Here is an 18,517-nt window from a genome sequence, read left to right as displayed (position 1 = left end):
GCCGTTTCAGCAGACAGCCGCTTCCCGTTCGTCCAGCAGCCAGTTGAGCACGGACGGAAGCACGGACAGCGCGTCGAAGTGTGCCGCCGTCGGTTCCATCACGGCGGTGACGTCCGGGATCTGTCCGGCCAGCCAACGGGAGTGGCCGATCGGTGAGAACACGTCCTTCTCGCCGTGCCACAGCATCACGGGGCCCGTGATGTCCGCGGGGTCGAACCCCCACGGCCGGCAGAACGCGATCGCGTCGTCGATCCAGCCGTACGCCGAGGTGCGCAGCCCCTCGGCGTAGTTGGCCAGCAGCATCGTGCGGATGCCCGCGTCGTTGACCACGATCCGGTCGGAGTCGGTCAGCTCGCGGCGCAGGTCGTCCAGGAGCCGGACCGGGTCCTGCCTGATCTCCGCCGAGCGGCTGATGAAGGACTCCGCGAGCCCGTCGGGATCGGCGGCGGCGGTGGAGTACGCGAGCACGTTCGACGCGGCCATCCCGTCGAACCAGTCCAGGCCCTCCGCGTCCCAGGGGGCCAGACCCACGAGTGCCGCGGTACGGGTGACCCGCTCGGGCATCAGCGCGGCGCAGGCCAGGGCGTGCGGCGCACCGCCGGACCGGCCGACCACGGCGAAGCGCTCCAGGCCCAGCGAGTCGGCGATCGCCCGTACGTCCTCGACGACATCCACCACCCTGCGTCCCTGCAGCCGGTCGGAACCGCCGTACCCCGGGCGGTCGTACGCGATCAGCTGCATCTTGCGCTGGTAGAGGACCATGCCGCGCGGAGCGGGACCGAGCCTGCTGCCCGGCATTCCGTGGAGGAGGAAGACCGGTCTGCCGTGCGGATCCCCCTGACGCTCGACCATCAGATGCCGCCCGTCCGCCATCCGCACCCGACTGCGCACCCCGACTCCTCCGTCCGGTGACCCCGCCCTTTCCGGGCATCACGTGCCCGGCGTGTGCTGTCAGTCCGATGATGGCGCATCAAAGGCATGACCGGCACTCCTTGTCGGGAGGAACCCGTGTTCGCCCGCCGGGGACCTGCACCGCATCCGGACCCGGAGCCCCAGCATCCGGACCCCGAAGGGCGAGAACAGGACAGGAGTAGACCTCACCCACTGACGGCATTCGATCGCGCGCGGTGTTCGCGAACGGAACCGACGTGGTCCGGCCTCCTCATGTGAAGGGCAGGGGAGTGAAGCGTCTCTGTCGTGTGTGCGTCCTGAAGTCGACCTTGTGTGCTACCGGACGCATCGGAATAGTGGGCGGCTCCATCCTCCGTGTTCCGGGCACCCCACTTGTCCGAACACGGCCCCACAGGAGGTCGAAGTTGAAGCACCGTCGCATATCCAGGAAGCGTGCGGCCCTCGCGGGCTCGGCCGTCGTCGCCCTGGTTGCAGCAGGAGTAACCTTCCAGACTGCGAACGCCAGCGATGACGTTCCGCGGTTCACCGCACAGAAACTGACAGCGGACGCGGCCGGAAATCTCGCCACCACCCTGGACAAGACCCTGGGCGGCGACACGGCCGGCGCGTACTACGACGCCGAGGCGAAGAACCTCGTCGTGAACGTCCTCGACGAGGCGGCCGCCGAGCAGGTACGCCAGTCGGGCGGCAAGGCCAGAATCGTGCAGAACTCGCTCACCGAGCTGAAGTCGGCCCGGCAGACCCTCACCGACAAGGCGACCCTCCCCGGTACGGCCTGGGCGGTCGACCCGGTCAGCAACAAGGTGGTCGTGACCGCCGACCGCACGGTCGACGGCGCGGCCTGGGACAAGCTCAGCGCGGTGGTCGACGGACTCGGATCCAAGGCCGAACTCAAGAAGTCGGCGGGGGAGTTCAAGCCCCTCATCGCGGGCGGCGAAGCCATCTGGGGCGGCACCGGACGCTGCTCGCTCGGCTTCAACGTGGTCAAGGACGGCGAACCGTACTTCCTGACCGCCGGGCACTGCACCGAGGGGATCACCAGCTGGTCCGACTCGCAGGGCGGCGCGGAGATCGGCGCCAACGAGGGCTCCAGCTTCCCGGACAACGACTACGGACTGGTCAAGTACACGGCCGACGTGGAGCACCCCAGTGAGGTCGACCTCTACAACGGCTCCACCCAGGCGATCACCAAGGCCGGAGACGCGACCGTCGGCATGTCGGTGACCCGCAGCGGTTCCACCACCCAGGTCCACGACGGTGAGGTGACCGCTCTGGACGCCACGGTCAACTACGGCAACGGCGACATCGTCAACGGCCTCATCCAGACGACCGTCTGCGCCGAGCCGGGCGACAGCGGCGGCTCGCTCTTCTCGGGCGACACCGCCCTCGGTCTGACCTCCGGCGGCAGCGGCGACTGCTCCGCGGGCGGCGAGACCTTCTTCCAGCCGGTGCCGGAGGCGCTGGCGGCTTACGGGGCGGAGATCGGCTGACGCCCACTCCCGCAGGTCGCGGCCCGCTCGCCCCGCCCGGGGCGAGCGGGCCGTCCGCTGCGTCGGGGCGGCCGGACGCCGGACCGATGGCGCGCCCGTCACCCCCTGGCCGCTCGATGGCGAGAGGCCTACCCCTCAGGCGGGCTTCGCCCCGCCGCTCGTCGCCGCCTCCGTCGTCCCGTCCGGCCGTCGTCGCATCGACAGCAGCAGGGTCAGGACCGTGCCGGCGACCGCCCAGGCGGAGAGCACCAGCAGCGGTCCGGTGACCGCGTTGCCCCGGAAGTACGCGATCGAGCGGGCCGTCCAGGTCCCCGCGCCCGGTGGCAGGGCCGGGCCGATCGCGCGCCAGAAGTCCGGCAGCATCGGCAGCGGGAAGGCGCCCCCGGCGCTCGGGTTGCCCGCGATCACGATGATCAGGACGGCCAGTCCGATGCCCACGATGCCGGTGAGTGCTTCCAGGGCGAGCGTGGTCGTGCCGACCGCGAAGACCACCAGGGCTCCCAGGCCGGACAGGGCCCACACACTGCCCGGGAGTGCGCCGAGGACCGGTCCGATGATGACCGCGCCGCCGATCCCGCCCGCGATCGAGTACAGCGCCATGACCGCGGTGCGGATCACCGCGCGCTGCCGGTTGGCGGGCCTGGTGCCCGCGCTGATGGCCAGGATCGAGGCGCAGAGGTAGCCGCCGACGCACCAGCCGACGACCAGGTAGAACGAGGACAGGCCGTCGAAGTCGTCCGGGGAGGCCGGGGCCACGTCCACGGTCCGTACCGTGCGCTGCCGGGGGCCCTCCGCCTCCTTGACGATCGTGGTCAGTGAGGTGGCCAGCACGGTGCCGCCCCCGGAGGCGACGAGCAGGGTGTCGGTCGACCCGGTGGGGCCGACCACCAGAGCGCCGTCGATGTCGCGGTTCTGGATCTGCCGGCGGGCCTCGGCCTCGCCGGAGACCGCGCGCGGGTCCAGCGGACCGCCCGGCAGTCCGTCCAGCTGGGTGACGAGCTGCCCGGACACCTGCTGCGGAGCCACGACCCCGAAGGGGACATCCGTCGGATCGGGCCGGTGCAGTGCTCCGACGTAGGACGCGATGAACAGCAGTTGCAGCCCGAGCACACCGATGACCAGCAGAGCGGCCCGTGGGGTGACGGCGTTCTTCACTTCGCGGGCGAAAGTCATGCCCCCACGGTCCGGGCGGCAGGCCCTTCCCGCAGGCGGGGCGGGGCCGAATGGCGGAGGTGAGGGGCGGCGGGGCTGCCCCCGCCCGGTTATCGTACGAGTGTTCGAAACTTGGTCTATGGTGGAGAGCGAGGGGGTGGTGAGTACGGATCGGTCCAGGAGGTGCGGATGTCAGGCTTCACGCATCTGCATACCGTTTCCGGGTTCTCCCTGCGGTACGGGGCCTCGCACCCGGAGCGGCTGGCCGAGCGTGCCGTCGAGCGGGGGATGGACGCCCTCGCGCTGACCGACCGCGACAGCCTCGGGGGCGCGGTCCGCTTCGCCCGGGCCTGTGAGAAGGCCGGGATCCGGCCGCTCTTCGGGGTGGAGCTCGCGGTGGCACGGCGTACGGGGCCGGAGGGGCCCGCGCACCGGTCGCGCACCCCGGTGCGCGGCGGTGCCTTCGTCGATGAATCCGCACCCCGGGTCACCTTCCTCGCCCGGGACGGCGCACGCGGCTGGGCCGAGCTGTGCCGGCTGGTCACCGCGGCCCACGCCGTCGGCGTCGACCCGGGCCGGAGCCCGGCCGCCGAGCTCCGTGCCGCTGCCGCCGATCCGGGCCAGCCCCTGGTCGGCCGTACCGCGCTGCCCGCCGACGGGCTCACCGTGCTGCTCGGCCCCGGCTCCGAGGTCGGCGCGGCGCTGGCCGCCGGCCGCCCCGACCGGGCCGCCGCGCTGCTCGCCTTCTGGCGGGAGGTCTACGGCGACGACCTGCGCCTCGAAGCCGTCCACCACGGCCGCGAGGGCACCGGCCCCGGATCGCTGCGGCTCGCCGCCCGTACCGTCGGCTTCGCCGCCGAGCAGGGGGTGCGCGCCGTGCTGACCAACGCCGTGCGGTACGCCGACCCCGGGCAGGGGCCGGTCGCCGACGTGCTGGACTCGGCCCGCAGGCTCGTCCCCGTCGACCCGCGCCGCTCCCCCCTCGACACCGGCGAGCGCTGGCTCAAGGACGCCCGTGCGATGCGGGAGACCGCCGAGCGGATCACCTCCGCCGCGGGGCTCGGCCGGGGTGCGGGGGAGCGGCTGCTCGCGGAGACCCGGCGCACCGCCGACGCCTGCCGGGTCGACCCGGCGGACGACCTCGGCCTGGGCAGTGTCCACTTCCCCGAACCGCACCTCGTCGGCGCGGCCCACCGCACCGCCCAGCGGGTGCTGGCCTCCCGTGCCGCCGCCGGCATGGTGCTGCGCGGCCTCGACGGCAGACGTGCCTACTGGGAGCGGATGCACCACGAACTGGACATCATCGCCCACCACGGCTTCGCCTCGTACTTCCTGACGGTCGCCCAGGTCGTGGACGACGTCAAGGAGATGGGCATAAGGGTCGCCGCGCGCGGATCCGGCGCGGGGTCCCTGGTCAACCACCTCCTGGGGATCGCCCACGCCGACCCGGTCGAGCACGGGCTGCTCATGGAACGCTTCCTGTCCAAGCGGCGCTTCGTACTGCCCGACATCGACATCGACGTGGAGTCGGCCCGCCGCCTCGACGTCTACCGCGCGATCATCGGGCGCTTCGGCGCCGAGCGGGTCGCGACCGTCTCCATGCCCGAGACCTACCGGGTGCGCCACGCCATCCGGGACGTCGGCGCCGCGCTCTCCATGGACCCGGCCGAGACCGACCGGCTCGCCAAGGCCTTCCCCCACATCCGGGCCAGGGACGCCCGCGCCGCGATGGAGGAACTGCCCGAGCTGCGTGCCGTGGCAGCGCAGAAGGAGAAGTACGGCCGGCTCTGGGAGCTGGTGGAGGCGCTCGACGTGCTGCCGCGCGGCATCGCCATGCATCCGTGCGGGGTGCTCCTCTCGGACGACTCGCTGCTGCGGCGTACGCCCGTCATGCCCACCAGCGGCGAGGGCTTCCCGATGGCGCAGTTCGACAAGGACGACGTGGAGCACCTCGGGCTGCTCAAGCTGGACGTGCTCGGTGTACGGATGCAGTCGGCGATGGCGCACGCGGTCACCGAGCTGAAGCGGGCCTCGGGGGAGGAGCTCGACCTGGACGCCGTGCCGCCGGGCGATCCGGAGACGTACCGGCTGATCAGGAGTGCCGAGACGCTGGGCTGCTTCCAGATCGAGTCACCGGGGCAGCGTGACCTGGTCGGCCGGCTCCAGCCCGCCACCTTCCACGACCTGGTGGTCGACATCTCGCTGTTCCGCCCCGGGCCCGTCGCCGCCGACATGGTCCGGCCGTTCATCGAGGCCAGGCACGGCCGGGCGCCCGTCCGCTATCCGCACCCCGACCTGGAGGGGCCGCTGCGCGACACCTACGGGGTGGTCGTCTTCCACGAACAGATCATCGAGATGGTGGACATCATGACCGGTTGCGGCCGGGGCGAGGCGGACCGGGTGCGGCGCGGGCTCTCCGACTCCGAGTCGCAGGGCCGGATCAGGATCTGGTTCGCGCGGCGGGCGGCGGAGAAGGGGTACGGCGCGGACGTGATCGCCCGGGCCTGGGAGATCATCGAGGCGTTCGGCAGCTACGGCTTCTGCAAGGCTCACGCAGTCGCCTTCGCCGTACCGACGTACCAGTCGGCATGGCTCAAGGCGCACCACCCGGCGGCCTTCTACGCCGGGCTGCTCACGCACGACCCCGGGATGTACCCGAAGCGGCTGCTGCTCGCGGACGCGCGGCGTCGCGGGGTGCCGGTGCTGCCGCTGGACGTGAACCGGTCGGCGGCCACCCATCGGATCGAACTGGTGTCCGATGGCGGGGTGTGGGGACTGCGACTGGCCCTCTCGGACGTCCACGGCATCGGTGAGGCCGAGGTCGCCCGGATCGAGGCCGGTCAGCCCTACTCCTCGCTGCTCGACTTCTGGCAGCGGGCCAGGCCCGGGAAGCCCGCGGCCGAACGGCTGGCCCAGGTCGGCGCGCTCGACACCTTCGGCGCCAACCGGCGGGACCTGCTGCTGCACCTGTCCGAACTCCACCGTGCCCAGCGCGGTTCCGGGACCAGGGGGAGCGGCGCCCAGCTCCCGCTCGGCGACGGGCGGCGGACCGGCACCATCGGCCTGCCCGACCTCAACGACGCCGAACGCCTCAGTGCCGAGCTCGGGGTCCTCAGCATGGACGTGTCACGGCATCTGATGGACGATCACCACGCCTTCCTGGAGGAGCTCGGGGCGGTCTCCGCCAAGCGGCTGCGGGAGGCCCGGCACGGCGAGACCGTGCTGGTCGCGGGCGCCAAGGCGGCCACCCAGACCCCACCGGTCCGCTCCGGGCGACGGGTCATCTTCACCACCCTGGACGACGGGACGGGCCTGGTCGACCTGGCCTTCTTCGACGACAGCCACGCCGCCTGCGCGCACACGGTCTTCCACTCCTGGCTGCTGCTGGTGCGCGGGGTCGTCCAGCGGCGCGGCCCGCGCAGCATGAGCGTGGTGGGAGCGGCGGCCTGGAATCTGGCGGAGCTGGCGGAGCTGCGGCGGACCGGCGGACTCGACGCGGTCGCGGCCCGGCTGGCGGAGGTGCCCGCCTCCGGGAAGGAGGAGACCCCCGACGACGGCCGCCGGATCCAGCTGCCGACCGGCTACGAGATGAACCCGTGGTCCGACCTCCGGCCCGCCGGCGAAGGGGCACCCACCGGAAGGAAGCTGTGGCACCAGGGCCCGGGGAGCGCGGGATGAGCGACGAGCAGCCGACCGTCCTGTGCCTGCGCTTTTGCCGGATCGGCGGCGGGCAGCCGGACAGCGCCGCCTATGAGGGCCTGCTGGCGCTCCTCGGTGCGTTCACCCCGGTCGTCGAGGCCGCCCCGCCCGACGGTGCGCTCGCCGATGTCGGCGGCTCGCTCCGCTACTTCGGGCAGGACGCGGCGGGGCTGGCCTCGGTGATCCGGGTCCGCGCGCTCGCCCTGCACGGCGTGGACTGTGCGATCGGGGCGGCGGAGAATCCCATGCTGGCCAGGATGGCGGCACGGCAGGCGGCGCCTGGGACGACCTTCGTGGTGCCCGCCGGCGGGGCCGCGGGCTTCCTCGCGGACAGGCCGGCCGCCGCGCTGGACGGTGTCGGTACGGCGACCGCGCGCACCCTCTGCGGATACGGGCTCGACTCCGTCGGCCGGATCGCCGCCGCACCGCTCGCCACGCTGCAGCGGATCACCGGGGTGCGGGCCGGGCGCGACCTGTGGGAACGGGCGAACGGCGTCGACCGTACGAAGGTCCTGCCGAACGCCGCCGCCCGGTCGATCGCCGCCGAACGCTCCTTCCCCCGCGACGAGCTGGACCCGGAACAGCACCGCCGCGCGCTCCTCTCGCTCACCGAGGAGCTGGGGGCGAGGCTGCGCGGCGAGGGGCAGGTGTGCCGTTCGCTCGCGGTCACCGTCCGGTACGCGGGCCGGGCCGGCTACGAGACGCTGACCCGCAGCCGTACGCTCCCGGAGCCCACCGCCCACTCGGCGGCGCTCACCTCGCTCGCCTACCGGATCCAGGACTCGTTCGGGCTGCAGCGGGCGCGGGTCCGGGGCATCGCGCTGCGGGCGGAAGGGCTGCACGACGCGGAACGGGCCTCCCGCCAGCTCACCTTCGACCCGGTGGACGAGCGGGCCCGGCGGATCGAGGCGGTTTCCGACCGGCTGCGGGCCAGGTTCGGTCCGCAGGCCGTGAAGCCGGGAAGGCTCGCCGCCTGACCGCCGCCCATCTTTTTACCGACGCGTAACTTCCCGCACCACCTTACTGGCGCGTAATTTGGCATGAGCACACAGAAATGCCGACCGTGGAGTCGCCGTACCCAGAACCACGGCGTACGGAATCACGGCGTACGGAATCACCCGACACGGATCCACTCCACACGGAACCACCCCCGCACCGCACCTCAGCACGTTCGACTTGTGGTCCGGACCACAGGGTGCACCGCCATCGCAACTCCCTTGAGCCGCAAGGAGACCACACGATGCTGCCCTGGACCCGAGCCTCGCGCACCCCACGCGCACGCCGGACGCTCACCGCACTGCTCCTCGCCGTCGTCGCACTGGTCGCCCCCACGGCGACCGCGACCGCGGCCACCCCCACCGTGGAGGCCGCCGCTTCGTCCCGCGGCTGGAACGACTACTCCTGCAAGCCCTCGGCAGCCCACCCGCGCCCGGTCGTCCTGGTCCACGGAACCTTCGGGAACTCGATCGACAACTGGCTCGTCCTCGCGCCGTACCTCGTCAACCGGGGCTACTGCGTCTTCTCGCTCGACTACGGCCGGCTCCCGGGCGTCCCCTTCTTCAACGGCCTGGGCCCGATCGACAAGTCGGCCGGACAGCTCGACGTGTTCGTCGACAAGGTGCTCGGCGCCACCGGAACCACGAAGGCCGACATCGTCGGTCACTCCCAGGGCGGCATGATGCCCCACTACTACCTGAAGTTCCTCGGCGGCGCCGACAAGGTCAACGCCCTGATCGGGATCGCCCCCGACAACCACGGCACGACGCTCCTGGGCCTCACCAGGCTGCTGCCGTACTTCCCCGGCATCGAGGACCTCCTCACGACGAACACTCCCGCCCTGGCCGACCAGGTCGCCGGATCCCCCTTCATGACCAGACTCAACGCGGGCGGGGACACCGTCCCCGGCGTCCGCTACACCGTCATCGCCACCCAGTACGACGAGGTCGTGACCCCGTACCGCACCCAGTACCTGAGCGGGCCGAACGTACGCAACGTCCTGCTCCAGGACCTGTGCCCGGTCGACCTGTCCGAGCACGTCGCGATCGGGACCATCGACCGGATCGCCTTCCACGAGGTCGGGAACGCCCTCGACCCGGCGCGCGCCACCCCGACCACCTGCGCCTCGGTGATCGGCTGAGACGCATGCCGGGACGTGCCGGGACCTCTTGCGCGGTGGGGCGCGCAAGGGGTCCCTGTGGCCGTGGCACTCATCGCGGCCGGCGACGGTCACGGCGGCCGCCCGCGACGGCCGCGCGCGGTCAGCCGCGGTGGGTCCCGGTGGCCGCCCGGCGGCGGACCGAGGCGAACAGCGCACTCGCGCCGACGGCCAGCGCGGCTGCTCCGCCGACCGCGAGGTACGTGGTGCTGCCGCTGCCACCCGTCTCGGCGAGGGTCTCGTCCGCCGCCGCCGCTGCGGGGGCCACCGCGGCACTGTTCGGCTCGGGGGCGTTCGCCGTGTCCTCACCGGCCGCTTCACCGCCGGCCGGGGCCGCCTCGGTGACCTCCGCGCCGGTGGAGGCGTCGTCGTCACCGTGGCCGTTGTGCTCGACGGACGACTTGTCGGAGCCCTCGTCGATGTCCTGCTCGGACGGTGCGGACGCGGACGGGGCCGGGACGGCGGCGACGGAACCGCTGCCGCTGCCGCTTCCCTCGCCGCCGAAGACCACGTCGGAGCAGGCGTAGAAGGCTTCGGGGGAGTCGGACCGCTGCCAGACGGTGTAGACCAACTGCCGCCCCGACGCCTCCGGGACGGTGCCGTCGAAGACGTACGACCCGTCCACCAGCTGCGGATCGGTGGCCTCGGCGAACGGCTTCTCCTGGAGGTCCGACCACTTCAGGGGCTGCGACGGGTCGTATCCGGCCTTGGTGAGGTACAGCTCGAACGAGCCCTTGTGCGGTGCGGTGGCCCGGAACCGGAAGGTGTGGCTGCCCGCCTTCATCGGGCTGGACGGCCAGTCGGCGCGCGGCAGGTCGAGCCCCTTGAACTTGTCGTTGCCCGCGCTGCACAGCTTCCCGTCCGGGATCAGCTCACGGTGCTTGCCTGCCGCGTTGGCGATGTTCACGCCGTTCCAGTCGTACAGCGCCTGGGTGCCACCGGCTGCCACCGCCGCCTGGCACGCGGCGGACTTCGGACTCTCCGGCCCCTCGGCGAAGCACGCCGAGACCCGGCTCACCGGGTCGGTCAGCGAACCGTGCGCGGCGGCGGGGGCGGCGGACAGCCCGGTCAGGGCGAGCGGCGCGACGCCGAGCGCGACGATGCTCCCGGCGAGCCTGCGGCGAGCGGTCATGATGACGGCCATGGTGGCGGTTCTCCTTCGACGGACACGTCTGCGAGGGGCGCGACACAGGGCCCTTACCACGGTGCCGCCGGCGGCACCGACGGAACGGACCCCGTCCCGGTGATCAGCAAACTAGCCGCCGGACAGGGCGGATCCGGCCGTGGAAAGGCGCAGGTGGCGATCGTTATGGCGCACTTAAGGGACGGTTAGGGGAGGGCTGAGGAAGTGCTCCCCGAAAGACGCCCGGGGCGGGGCCGGTTCCTCGCGGCCGGTCCGTCCGGGCCCGCGAGCCGGCTGTCCGGGGCGGGCCCGACCCTTCGACTGGTCCCCGACGGGGCCGATGGCGGAGGATGGCCGCGCACCTGCAGGCACCCCGGGGGAGAAGTGACGATGCGCGAGATGGTCGATGTGAGTGTGGACGCGATGCTCGAGGACCTCAGGATCCTCGTCGAGACCGAGTCCCCTTCGCGGGACCTCGACGCCCTGAAGGCCTCGGCCGAGGCCGTCGCCGGTGTCATCGAGCGCCGCCTCGGCGGTCAGGCCGTCCTCGTCGCGAGTGAGGCCGGGCCGCACGTCCACTGGTCGGGCGGCGGCGAACCCCGCGTACTGATCCTCGGCCACCACGACACCGTGTTTCCGCTCGGCACCCTCGAACGCCGCCCGTTCCGGGTCGAGAACGGGCATGCGACCGGCCCCGGGGTCTTCGACATGCTCGGCGGCCTGGTCCAGGCCGTTCACGGGCTGGCGGCGCTCGAGGACCGGTCGGGCGTCGAGATCCTGGTGACCGCCGACGAGGAGGTCGGTTCCCGCTCCTCCCGGGCCCTCATCGAGGAACGGGCCCTCGCGTGCGGCGCCGTCCTCGTGTTCGAGGGAGCCGCGGAGGGCGGCGCGCTGAAGACCGGCCGCAAGGGCTGCGGCACGTTCCACGTCGCCGTCACGGGCCGGGCCTCGCACGCGGGCCTCGAACCGGAGGCCGGAGTCAACGCCCTGATCGAGGCATCGCACCAGGTCCTGGACATCGCGGCGCTCGGCCGCCCCGCCATCGGCACGACGGTCACGCCGACCGTCGCGTCGGCGGGAACCCTGGACAACGTCGTTCCCGCGGGGGCGACCGTCGTCGTCGACGTCCGGGTCGAATCGGCCGACGAGAAGGAACGCGTCGAAGCCGCCCTCGCCGCACTCGTTCCGCACCTCGACGGGGCGCGGATCGAGGTCCGGGGCTCCGTGGGCCGGCCCCCGATGCCCGAGTCGGCGTCCGCGGAACTCTTCGCGGTGGCCGAGCGGCTGCTCCCCGGGATCGGAGGACGGGCGGCCGGCGGAGGAAGCGACGGCAACTTCACGGCCGCCCTGGGAGTGCCGACACTCGACGGTCTCGGAGCGGTCGGGGGCGGCGCCCACGCCGACCACGAGTACCTGGTGATCGACGCCATGGAGGAGCGGGCGCACCTCGCCGCCGGACTGGTGAACGCGATCCGGAACACCTAGGAGCGACGGGGGCGTGCACGGCCCGCGAGGTCAGGACAGCGCGCGGTAGCGGCGCTCCGGCCGCCCCGTCCCCCCGTACCGCAGCGACACCTCGGCCCGCCCCGTTTCCGCGAAGTACTCGAGATAGCGGCGCGCGCTGACGCGGGACAGGGCGCCCGCCTCGGCGCACTCGGAGGCGGAGAGGCCGGCCGGGTGCGCGCGCAGGATGCGTTCCACCAGGTCCGCGGTGCGCGCCGCGAGCCCTTTGGGGAGTTCGCGCGAGCCGGGGGGCCGGGTTCCGAAGATGCGGTCCACGTCCTCCTGGCGTGCCTCCTGACGGGCCTCGTCGAGCGCGTCCAGACGGTTGCGCAGCGATGCCACGTGGTGCAGCTGCTCCTCCAGCGCCGAGCGGTGGAACGGCTTGATCAGATAGTGCAGGGCACCGGCGCGCAGGGCCGCCCTGACCACGCCCGCGTCGCGTGCGGCCGTGATGAACAGCGCGTCCGCGCTGCGCGTGTCGCCGCTCCGCTCCTCCGCCGCGCGCAGTTCCCGCAGTACGGCGATGCCGTCCATGTCGGGCAGGTAGATGTCGAGCAGCACCAGATCCGGGCGCAGCCGACGGGCCGCGCGCAGGGCGTCGGCACCGCTGTGGGCCACGCCGACGACCGTGAAACCGTCCATCGCGGACACATAGCGGCCGTGCAGCTTCGCGACCATGAAGTCGTCGTCCACCACCAGCACTCTCGTCACGCCGACACGGTAGGCCGCGACCACAACGACCACAACGTCCATTGGTTCCGGAACGGAGACAGTTGGTTGACGCACCGGCAACATGTGGGCCACCTCACACCCGTCCACGCATGGCTCGAAAGGTGGCACCCGGTGCGATTGCGCACTCCACTCGCCCTGTTCGGGGCGGCGCTGCTGGTGGTCGTGGGACCGCCGCTGCTCTCCGCGGGCAGCGACTCCGACACCGGCACGCAGATTCCCGGACTGCGCTTCATGGTTCCCAACACACCCGGCGGCGGGTACGACATCACGGCGCGCACCGCCGCGAAGAACGCCGAGGACGCCGGGCTCACCCACAGCATCGAGGTGTTCAACCTGCCCGGCGCGGGCGGCACCGTCGGACTGGCCCGGCTGGCCGGCGAGCACGGCAACGGCAAACTCGCCATGTCCATGGGCCTCGGGGTCGTGGGCGCCGTACACACCAACAAGTCGCCCAAGACCCTGGCCGACACGACCCCGATCGCCCGGCTCACCGAGGAGCAGGACATCGTCGTCGTCGCCAAGGACTCCCCGTACCGGACGATCGACCAGCTGCTCACCGCCTGGAAGAAGGACCCGGGCCGCATTCCCGTCGGCGGTGGTTCCTCGCCCGGCGGGCCCGACCATCTGGCGCCCATGCTGATGGCGAAGGCCGCCGGCATCGCTCCCAGGGAGGTCAACTACATCCCCTTCGACGGCGGCGGCGAACTCCTCGCGTCGATCCTCGGCAACAAGGTCGGGTTCGGTGTCTCCGGCGTCGGCGAGTACCTGGACCAGATCCGGGCCGGAGAGCTGCGGCTGCTCGCCGTCACCGGCCCGAAGCGGGTCCCGGGTCTCGACGCGCCCACCCTCCGCGAGGCCGGCCTGGACACCGACTTCACCAACTGGCGCGGCATCGTCGCCCCGCCGGGCCTCTCCGACGCCGAACGGGACAAGCTCGTCTCCCTCGTGCGGGGGCTGCACACCTCGCAGCAGTGGCAGGACTCCATGAAGAAGAACGGCTGGGACGACGCGTTCCTCACCGGTGACGCCTTCGGCGACTTCCTGGAGGCCCAGGACCAGCGTGTCGCCACCGTGCTGAAGGAGCTGGGACTGTGACCGCGCCCCCTCCCGCCCCCACCCGCTCCTGGCTCCGTGAGCGCTCCGAACTCGGCGTCTGCGTCCTGCTGTTCGTGCTGGGCGTCCTCGTCCTGACGGACGCCCTCACGATGGACGTGGACCTCACCCAGCGCGGGCCCGTCGGCCCCAGGACCGTCCCGGTCGTCGTCGGGGCGGGCCTGCTCGTCGTCGCGGTGCTCCTCGCCGTCGACGTCCTGCGCGGCGGTCGCGGCGAAGCGGAGGCCGGCGAGGACGTCGACCTCGCCGAGCCGGCCGACCGGCGTACCGTCGCCCTCCTCACCGGGGTCTTCCTCGCCTTCGCCGTCCTCATCGGCCCGCTCGGCTTCCCCATCGCCGGGGCGCTCCTCTTCTGGGGCTCCGCGTACGCGCTCGGCAGCCGCCACCACGACCGCGACCCGCTCATCGCGGCGGGTCTTTCGTTCGTGACGTACTTCGTCTTCGACCACCTGCTCGGGGTGCCCCTCCCCGGCGGCCCGCTGATGGGGGTGCTCTGACCGATGGACTCCCTCAACTCCCTCATCGACGGTTTCGGCACGGCGCTCACGCCGGTCAACCTGCTCTGGGCCGCGCTCGGCGTCCTGCTCGGCACGGCGATCGGGGTGCTCCCCGGCATCGGCCCGGCCATGGCAGTGGCCCTGCTGCTGCCGGTGACGTACGGACTCGAACCGACCGGTGCCTTCATCATGTTCGCCGGGATCTACTACGGCGCGATGTTCGGCGGCTCCACCACCTCCATCCTCCTCAACACGCCCGGGGAGAGCGCGGCCGTCGTCGCCGCCATCGAGGGCAACCCGATGGCGAAGGCCGGGCGCGGGGCGCAGGCCCTGGCCGCCGCGGCCATCGGCCACTTCACCGGCGGCATGATCGGCACGATCCTGCTGGTCGTCCTCGCCCCGACCGTCGCCTCGCTCGCCGTCGACATCGGCGCTCCGGACTACTTCGCGATCATGGTGCTGGCGTTCATCGCCGTCACCTCCGTCCTCGGCTCCTCCCGTATCCGCGGTCTCGCCTCGCTCCTCATCGGGCTCACCATCGGCCTCGTCGGCCTGGACGCGATGACCGGGCAGCAGCGGCTGACCTTCGGCTCGCTCCAACTGGCCGACGGCATCGACGTGGTGATCGTCGCGGTGGGGCTCTTCGCCATCGGCGAGGCCCTGTGGGTCGCCGCCCACCTGCGCCGCTCCTCGGAGAGGCCGATCCCCGTCGGCCTCCCCTGGCTCGGCCGGGCCGATGTCCGCCGCACCTGGAAGCCCTGGCTGCGCGGGCCCTTCATCGGCTTCCCCTTCGGCGCCGTCCCGGCGGGCGGTGCGGAGATCCCCACGTTCCTCTCGTACGTCACGGAGAAGCGGCTCTCCAAGCACCGCGACGAGTTCGGCAAGGGTGCCATCGAGGGCGTCGCCGGCCCGGAGTCCGCGGCCTCCGCGTCCGCCGCGGGAACCCTCGTCTCCATGCTCACCCTCGGGCTGCCCACGACCGCCGTCGCCGCCGTGATGCTGGCCGCCTTCCAGCAGTACGGGATCCAGCCGGGCCCCCTCCTGTTCGAGCGGGAACCCGAGCTGGTCTGGGGCCTGATCGCCTCCCTCTTCGTCGGCATGGTGCTGCTGCTCGCGCTCAACCTGCCCCTGGCACCGCTGTGGGCGAAGCTGCTGAAGATCCCGCGCCCCTACCTCTACGCGGGCATCCTGTTCTTCGCCGCCGTCGGCGCGTACGCGGTCGGTGGCGAGGCCGTCGACCTGGTGATCCTGCTGGTGATCGGCCTGATCGGCTTCGGGATGCGGCGCTACGGGCTGCCGGTGCTTCCGGCGATCATCGCCGTGATCCTCGGCCCGGCCGCGGAACAGCAGCTGCGCCGTGCCCTGCAGATCAGCGACGGCAGCGTGACGGGTCTGGTCAACACCCCGTTCTCCGTATCCGTGTACGCGATCGTCCTGCTGATCCTGGCGTGGCCGCTGGTGAGGAAGCTGGTGGTGCGGCTGCGGTCCTGACGGGCTGTCGGCGGCGGCTGAGAGGATCGGTCCCATGACGACGATCGACTGGGACGCCGCCGCCGACTCCTTCGACGAGGAGCCCGACCACGGACTCCTCGATCCCGCCGTCCGCAGCGCCTGGGCGCAGCGGATGGAGACCTGGCTGCCCGCGGCGTGCTCCGAGGTGCTCGACCTCGGGTGCGGCACGGGCAGTCTGGCGCTCCTGGTCGCCGGTCAGGGACACCGGGTCACCGCCGTCGACCGGTCGCCGCGCATGGCCGGGCAGGCGCGGGCCAAGCTCTCCGGGACCGGTGCCCGGGTACTCGTCGGCGACGCGGGCGAACCGCCCGTCGGCACACAGCGGTTCGACGTGATCCTGGCCCGGCACGTGGTGTGGCTGCTCCCCGACCCGGTGGCCGCCCTGCACCACTGGTTCGGCCTGCTGAGGCCCGGCGGGCGGCTGGTGCTGATCGAAGGGGTGTGGGGCGGTGTCGGACTCTCCGCGGCCCGTCTCACCGGACTGCTCACCCCGCACACGGAGCGCATCCACCACGAGCCGCTCTCCGGTGACGACCGGCTCTGGGGCAAGGAGGTCCACGACGAGCGGTACGCGCTGGTGGCCCGCGCCGAGCCCGCGCACCGGCACACGGAGGTGGTCGACGTCCACCTCGTCCTGCGCCGCGGCGCCGAGGTGCTGCTCGCCCGGCGGGCGGGCACGGGGTACGCGGACGGGCTGCTCCACGCACCCTCCGGCCACGTCGAGGACGGCGAGGACGTCCGCGAGGCGATGATCCGGGAGACGGCCGAGGAGACCGGCGTCGTGCTGGATCCCGACGAGCTCCGGGTGGCCCTGGTCATGCAGCACCGTGGTCCCGGCGGCAGCCCCAGGACGGGCTGGTTCTTCGAGGCGGCGTACGACCCCGGGCGCCCGCCCCGCAACGCCGAGCCGGAGAAGTGCTCCGAGCTCGGCTGGTTCCCCCTGGACGCGCTGCCGGACGACATGGTGGCGTACAGCCGGGCCGGCCTCGACGGCTACCGCGCGGGGGAGCGCTTCCTGCTCCACTGGCACGAGGACGGCGACCCCGTCGGGCACGTGCCGCACGGTGTACGGCGTGCCGTCCCGCTGCCTGCGACGGCCCCCACCGGCGGGGTGCACCACATCGAGCTGTGGGTGCCCGACCTGGCGGCGGCCGAGTCGGACTGGGGCTGGCTGCTGGGCGAGCTGGGCCACGCCCCGTACCAGCGCTGGGCGCGGGGCCGCAGCTGGCGGCGCGGTGACAGCTACGTGGTGGTCGAACAGTCCCCGGACCTGTCCGGGGACACGTACGACAGGCTGCGCCCGGGCCTCAACCACCTGGCGTTCCACGTCCGGGACCGCGACACGCTCGACGCGCTCGTGCGCCGGGCCCCCGGGCACGGCTGGCAGCCGCTCCTCCCCGACCGCCCCGCGCACACCGTCGACGGGCACCACGCGGCGTACCTGGAGAACGCGGCGGGGTACGAGGTGGAGCTGGTCGTGCCCTAGCGCAGGGCCAAGGGCCTGCGGTGCGGCTCGCCCCGCCCCGGGGTGCGGGGAGGGCCTGCCCACCCCGCACGCGGACACGCCTCAGCTCAGGAGCTCCGTCAGGCCCCCGGCGCGGGCCAGCCGCTCCAGCTCGTCCAGTGCCCGCACGGCCGCCTCCGCCGCCACCGGGTCCCGGTCCGCCAGGCCGCTCTCCTCGAACTCGTCCTCGTCGAGACGCAGTACGGACGAGCCGTCCGCGGACACCCAGAGATCGAGATCCAGGTCCTCGACCAGCAGTTCGGCGTCCCGGAGGACGGCGGGCCGGGTGATGTCGCAGTACCAGCCCTTGAGTTCCCCGTCGCCGGTGCGCACCTCCTTCACCGCGAACCACCGGTCGCGCCAGTAGTGCTCGATGAGGACGTCGCCCGGCTCGAACCGTACGAAGCCGAAGTCCCGGGTGTGCGGCGCAGCCCAGGGTGCCCGGACGGTGACGCGGGTGCTGTCGTCGTGGACGAGGTCCGCCGGGTAGCGGATCTTGGTGCTGCCCGCCTTGACGAGGGTGACGAACAGGGCGGTCCCAGGTGGGACGGTGGACATGGCGTACCTCCGTGGCGCAGTTCTCGCGGCCGGACCACCGGTTGGCCGTCGCTGTCGGGCCGTTCCCGCGTCGGGTGCCCGTGCGGGCACGCGCACACCCGTGCGGCGGACGGTACGTGGGTGGCCCCGCCGGCCGCCTCCGGATTTCCGGTGGTGGGGGAGAATCGGCCCGTGACCCTGAAGATCGCCATTGATCCGGACTCCGCAGCCGCCCCGTACGAGCAGCTGCGCACCCAGCTCTCCGACCAGGCCCGCTCCGGTGCCCTGCCCGTCGGCCACCGGCTCCCGACGGTGCGCGGCCTCGCCGAGGACCTCGGCCTCGCCGCCAACACCGTCGCCAAGGCCTACCGGGCGCTGGAGGCAGACGGGGTGATCGAGACCCGCGGCCGCAACGGCACGTTCGTCGCCGCGGCGGGCGACGCCGCCGCACAGAGGGCGGCGACGGCCGCGCAGGTGTACGCCGGAGAGGCCAGGCGCCTCGGCCTGTCCAGGGCCGACGCGCTCTCCCTGGCCCGGGACGCGGTACGGGCGGCCTACGAGGAGTGAGACGGCCCCGACGAGCGGATC

General features: G+C 72.7%; 15 protein-coding genes. 10 read left to right on the top strand and 5 right to left on the bottom strand.

Annotation, left to right across the window (positions count from 1 at the left end):
- Positions 1 to 6: 6 nt before the first annotated feature.
- Complete coding sequence (locus tag OG927_RS06545; protein ID WP_056786222.1) at positions 7 to 891, bottom strand: alpha/beta fold hydrolase; 885 nt, start codon at positions 889 to 891, stop codon at positions 7 to 9.
- A 425-nt stretch (positions 892 to 1,316) separates the two neighbouring features.
- Between OG927_RS06545 and OG927_RS06540 the strand changes: the two genes are divergently transcribed.
- Positions 1,317 to 2,402, top strand: a complete 1,086-nt coding sequence (locus tag OG927_RS06540; protein WP_056786225.1) for a S1 family peptidase — start codon at positions 1,317 to 1,319, stop codon at positions 2,400 to 2,402.
- A gap of 135 nt (positions 2,403 to 2,537) precedes the next feature.
- On the opposite strand, the gene OG927_RS06535 is transcribed toward OG927_RS06540, so the two are convergent.
- Positions 2,538 to 3,575, bottom strand: a complete 1,038-nt coding sequence (locus OG927_RS06535) for a DUF3533 domain-containing protein (protein WP_330319837.1) — start codon at positions 3,573 to 3,575, stop codon at positions 2,538 to 2,540.
- 168 nt (positions 3,576 to 3,743) lie between these two features.
- On the opposite strand from OG927_RS06535, the gene OG927_RS06530 reads away from it, so the two are divergent.
- The 3 genes from OG927_RS06530 (at position 3,744) to OG927_RS06520 (ending at position 9,390) form a co-directional block, all read left to right on the top strand.
- Positions 3,744 to 7,232 carry a DNA polymerase III subunit alpha gene (locus OG927_RS06530; protein WP_330319836.1) on the top strand — a complete coding sequence of 1,163 codons (3,489 nt, stop codon included), beginning with the start codon at positions 3,744 to 3,746 and terminating at the stop codon, positions 7,230 to 7,232.
- Positions 7,229 to 8,230, top strand: a complete 1,002-nt coding sequence (locus tag OG927_RS06525) for a DNA polymerase Y family protein (RefSeq protein ID WP_330319835.1) — start codon at positions 7,229 to 7,231, stop codon at positions 8,228 to 8,230. Before OG927_RS06530 ends, OG927_RS06525 begins: the two co-directional genes overlap by 4 nt.
- Before the next feature lie 263 nt (positions 8,231 to 8,493).
- On the top strand, positions 8,494 to 9,390 hold the full coding sequence (locus tag OG927_RS06520; RefSeq protein WP_056786239.1) for an esterase/lipase family protein: 897 nt from the start codon (positions 8,494 to 8,496) through the stop codon (positions 9,388 to 9,390).
- Positions 9,391 to 9,511: 121 nt separating this feature from the next.
- On the opposite strand, the gene OG927_RS06515 is transcribed toward OG927_RS06520, so the two are convergent.
- The gene (locus OG927_RS06515; RefSeq protein WP_056786243.1) at positions 9,512 to 10,552 is read right to left on the bottom strand and encodes a lytic polysaccharide monooxygenase auxiliary activity family 9 protein; all 1,041 of its coding nucleotides are present in this window, start codon (positions 10,550 to 10,552) and stop codon (positions 9,512 to 9,514) included.
- 369 nt (positions 10,553 to 10,921) lie between these two features.
- On the opposite strand from OG927_RS06515, the gene OG927_RS06510 reads away from it, so the two are divergent.
- Positions 10,922 to 12,016: a M20 family metallopeptidase gene (locus tag OG927_RS06510; protein WP_330319834.1), complete on the top strand. Its 1,095-nt coding sequence runs from the start codon at positions 10,922 to 10,924 to the stop codon at positions 12,014 to 12,016.
- A gap of 30 nt (positions 12,017 to 12,046) precedes the next feature.
- Here the strand turns inward: OG927_RS06510 and OG927_RS06505 are convergent, their stop codons facing one another.
- Positions 12,047 to 12,745, bottom strand: a complete 699-nt coding sequence (locus OG927_RS06505) for a response regulator (RefSeq protein ID WP_056787428.1) — start codon at positions 12,743 to 12,745, stop codon at positions 12,047 to 12,049.
- 132 nt (positions 12,746 to 12,877) lie between these two features.
- Here OG927_RS06505 and OG927_RS06500 point away from each other — a divergent pair, with 132 nt between their 5' ends.
- The 4 genes from OG927_RS06500 to OG927_RS06485 are packed head-to-tail and all read left to right on the top strand — an operon-like array spanning position 12,878 to position 17,374.
- On the top strand, positions 12,878 to 13,861 hold the full coding sequence (locus OG927_RS06500) for a Bug family tripartite tricarboxylate transporter substrate binding protein (protein WP_124282842.1): 984 nt from the start codon (positions 12,878 to 12,880) through the stop codon (positions 13,859 to 13,861).
- On the top strand, positions 13,858 to 14,376 hold the full coding sequence (locus OG927_RS06495) for a tripartite tricarboxylate transporter TctB family protein (RefSeq protein ID WP_330319833.1): 519 nt from the start codon (positions 13,858 to 13,860) through the stop codon (positions 14,374 to 14,376). The genes OG927_RS06500 and OG927_RS06495 overlap by 4 nt, the downstream gene beginning before the upstream one ends.
- 3 nt (positions 14,377 to 14,379) lie before the next feature.
- Entirely contained in the window at positions 14,380 to 15,867 is a 1,488-nt protein-coding gene (locus tag OG927_RS06490) for a tripartite tricarboxylate transporter permease (RefSeq protein WP_056786258.1), read from the top strand.
- Between the two features lie 34 nt (positions 15,868 to 15,901).
- Entirely contained in the window at positions 15,902 to 17,374 is a 1,473-nt protein-coding gene (locus OG927_RS06485; RefSeq protein ID WP_330319832.1) for a trifunctional class I SAM-dependent methyltransferase/NUDIX hydrolase/VOC family protein, read from the top strand.
- Between the two features lie 81 nt (positions 17,375 to 17,455).
- On the opposite strand, the gene OG927_RS06480 is transcribed toward OG927_RS06485, so the two are convergent.
- A complete protein-coding gene (locus OG927_RS06480; protein WP_056786262.1) occupies positions 17,456 to 17,950 on the bottom strand; it encodes a DUF402 domain-containing protein in 495 nt (164 codons plus the stop codon).
- Positions 17,951 to 18,121: 171 nt separating this feature from the next.
- On the opposite strand from OG927_RS06480, the gene OG927_RS06475 reads away from it, so the two are divergent.
- Complete coding sequence (locus OG927_RS06475) at positions 18,122 to 18,496, top strand: GntR family transcriptional regulator (RefSeq protein ID WP_330319831.1); 375 nt, start codon at positions 18,122 to 18,124, stop codon at positions 18,494 to 18,496.
- Positions 18,497 to 18,517: the final 21 nt, after the last annotated feature.

The organism is Streptomyces clavifer (genome assembly GCF_036345975.1).
GTDB lineage: Bacteria > Actinomycetota > Actinomycetes > Streptomycetales > Streptomycetaceae > Streptomyces > Streptomyces clavifer.
The sequence above is the reverse complement of the archived record's forward strand: the minus strand, read 5'-3'. Positions and strand labels throughout refer to the sequence as shown.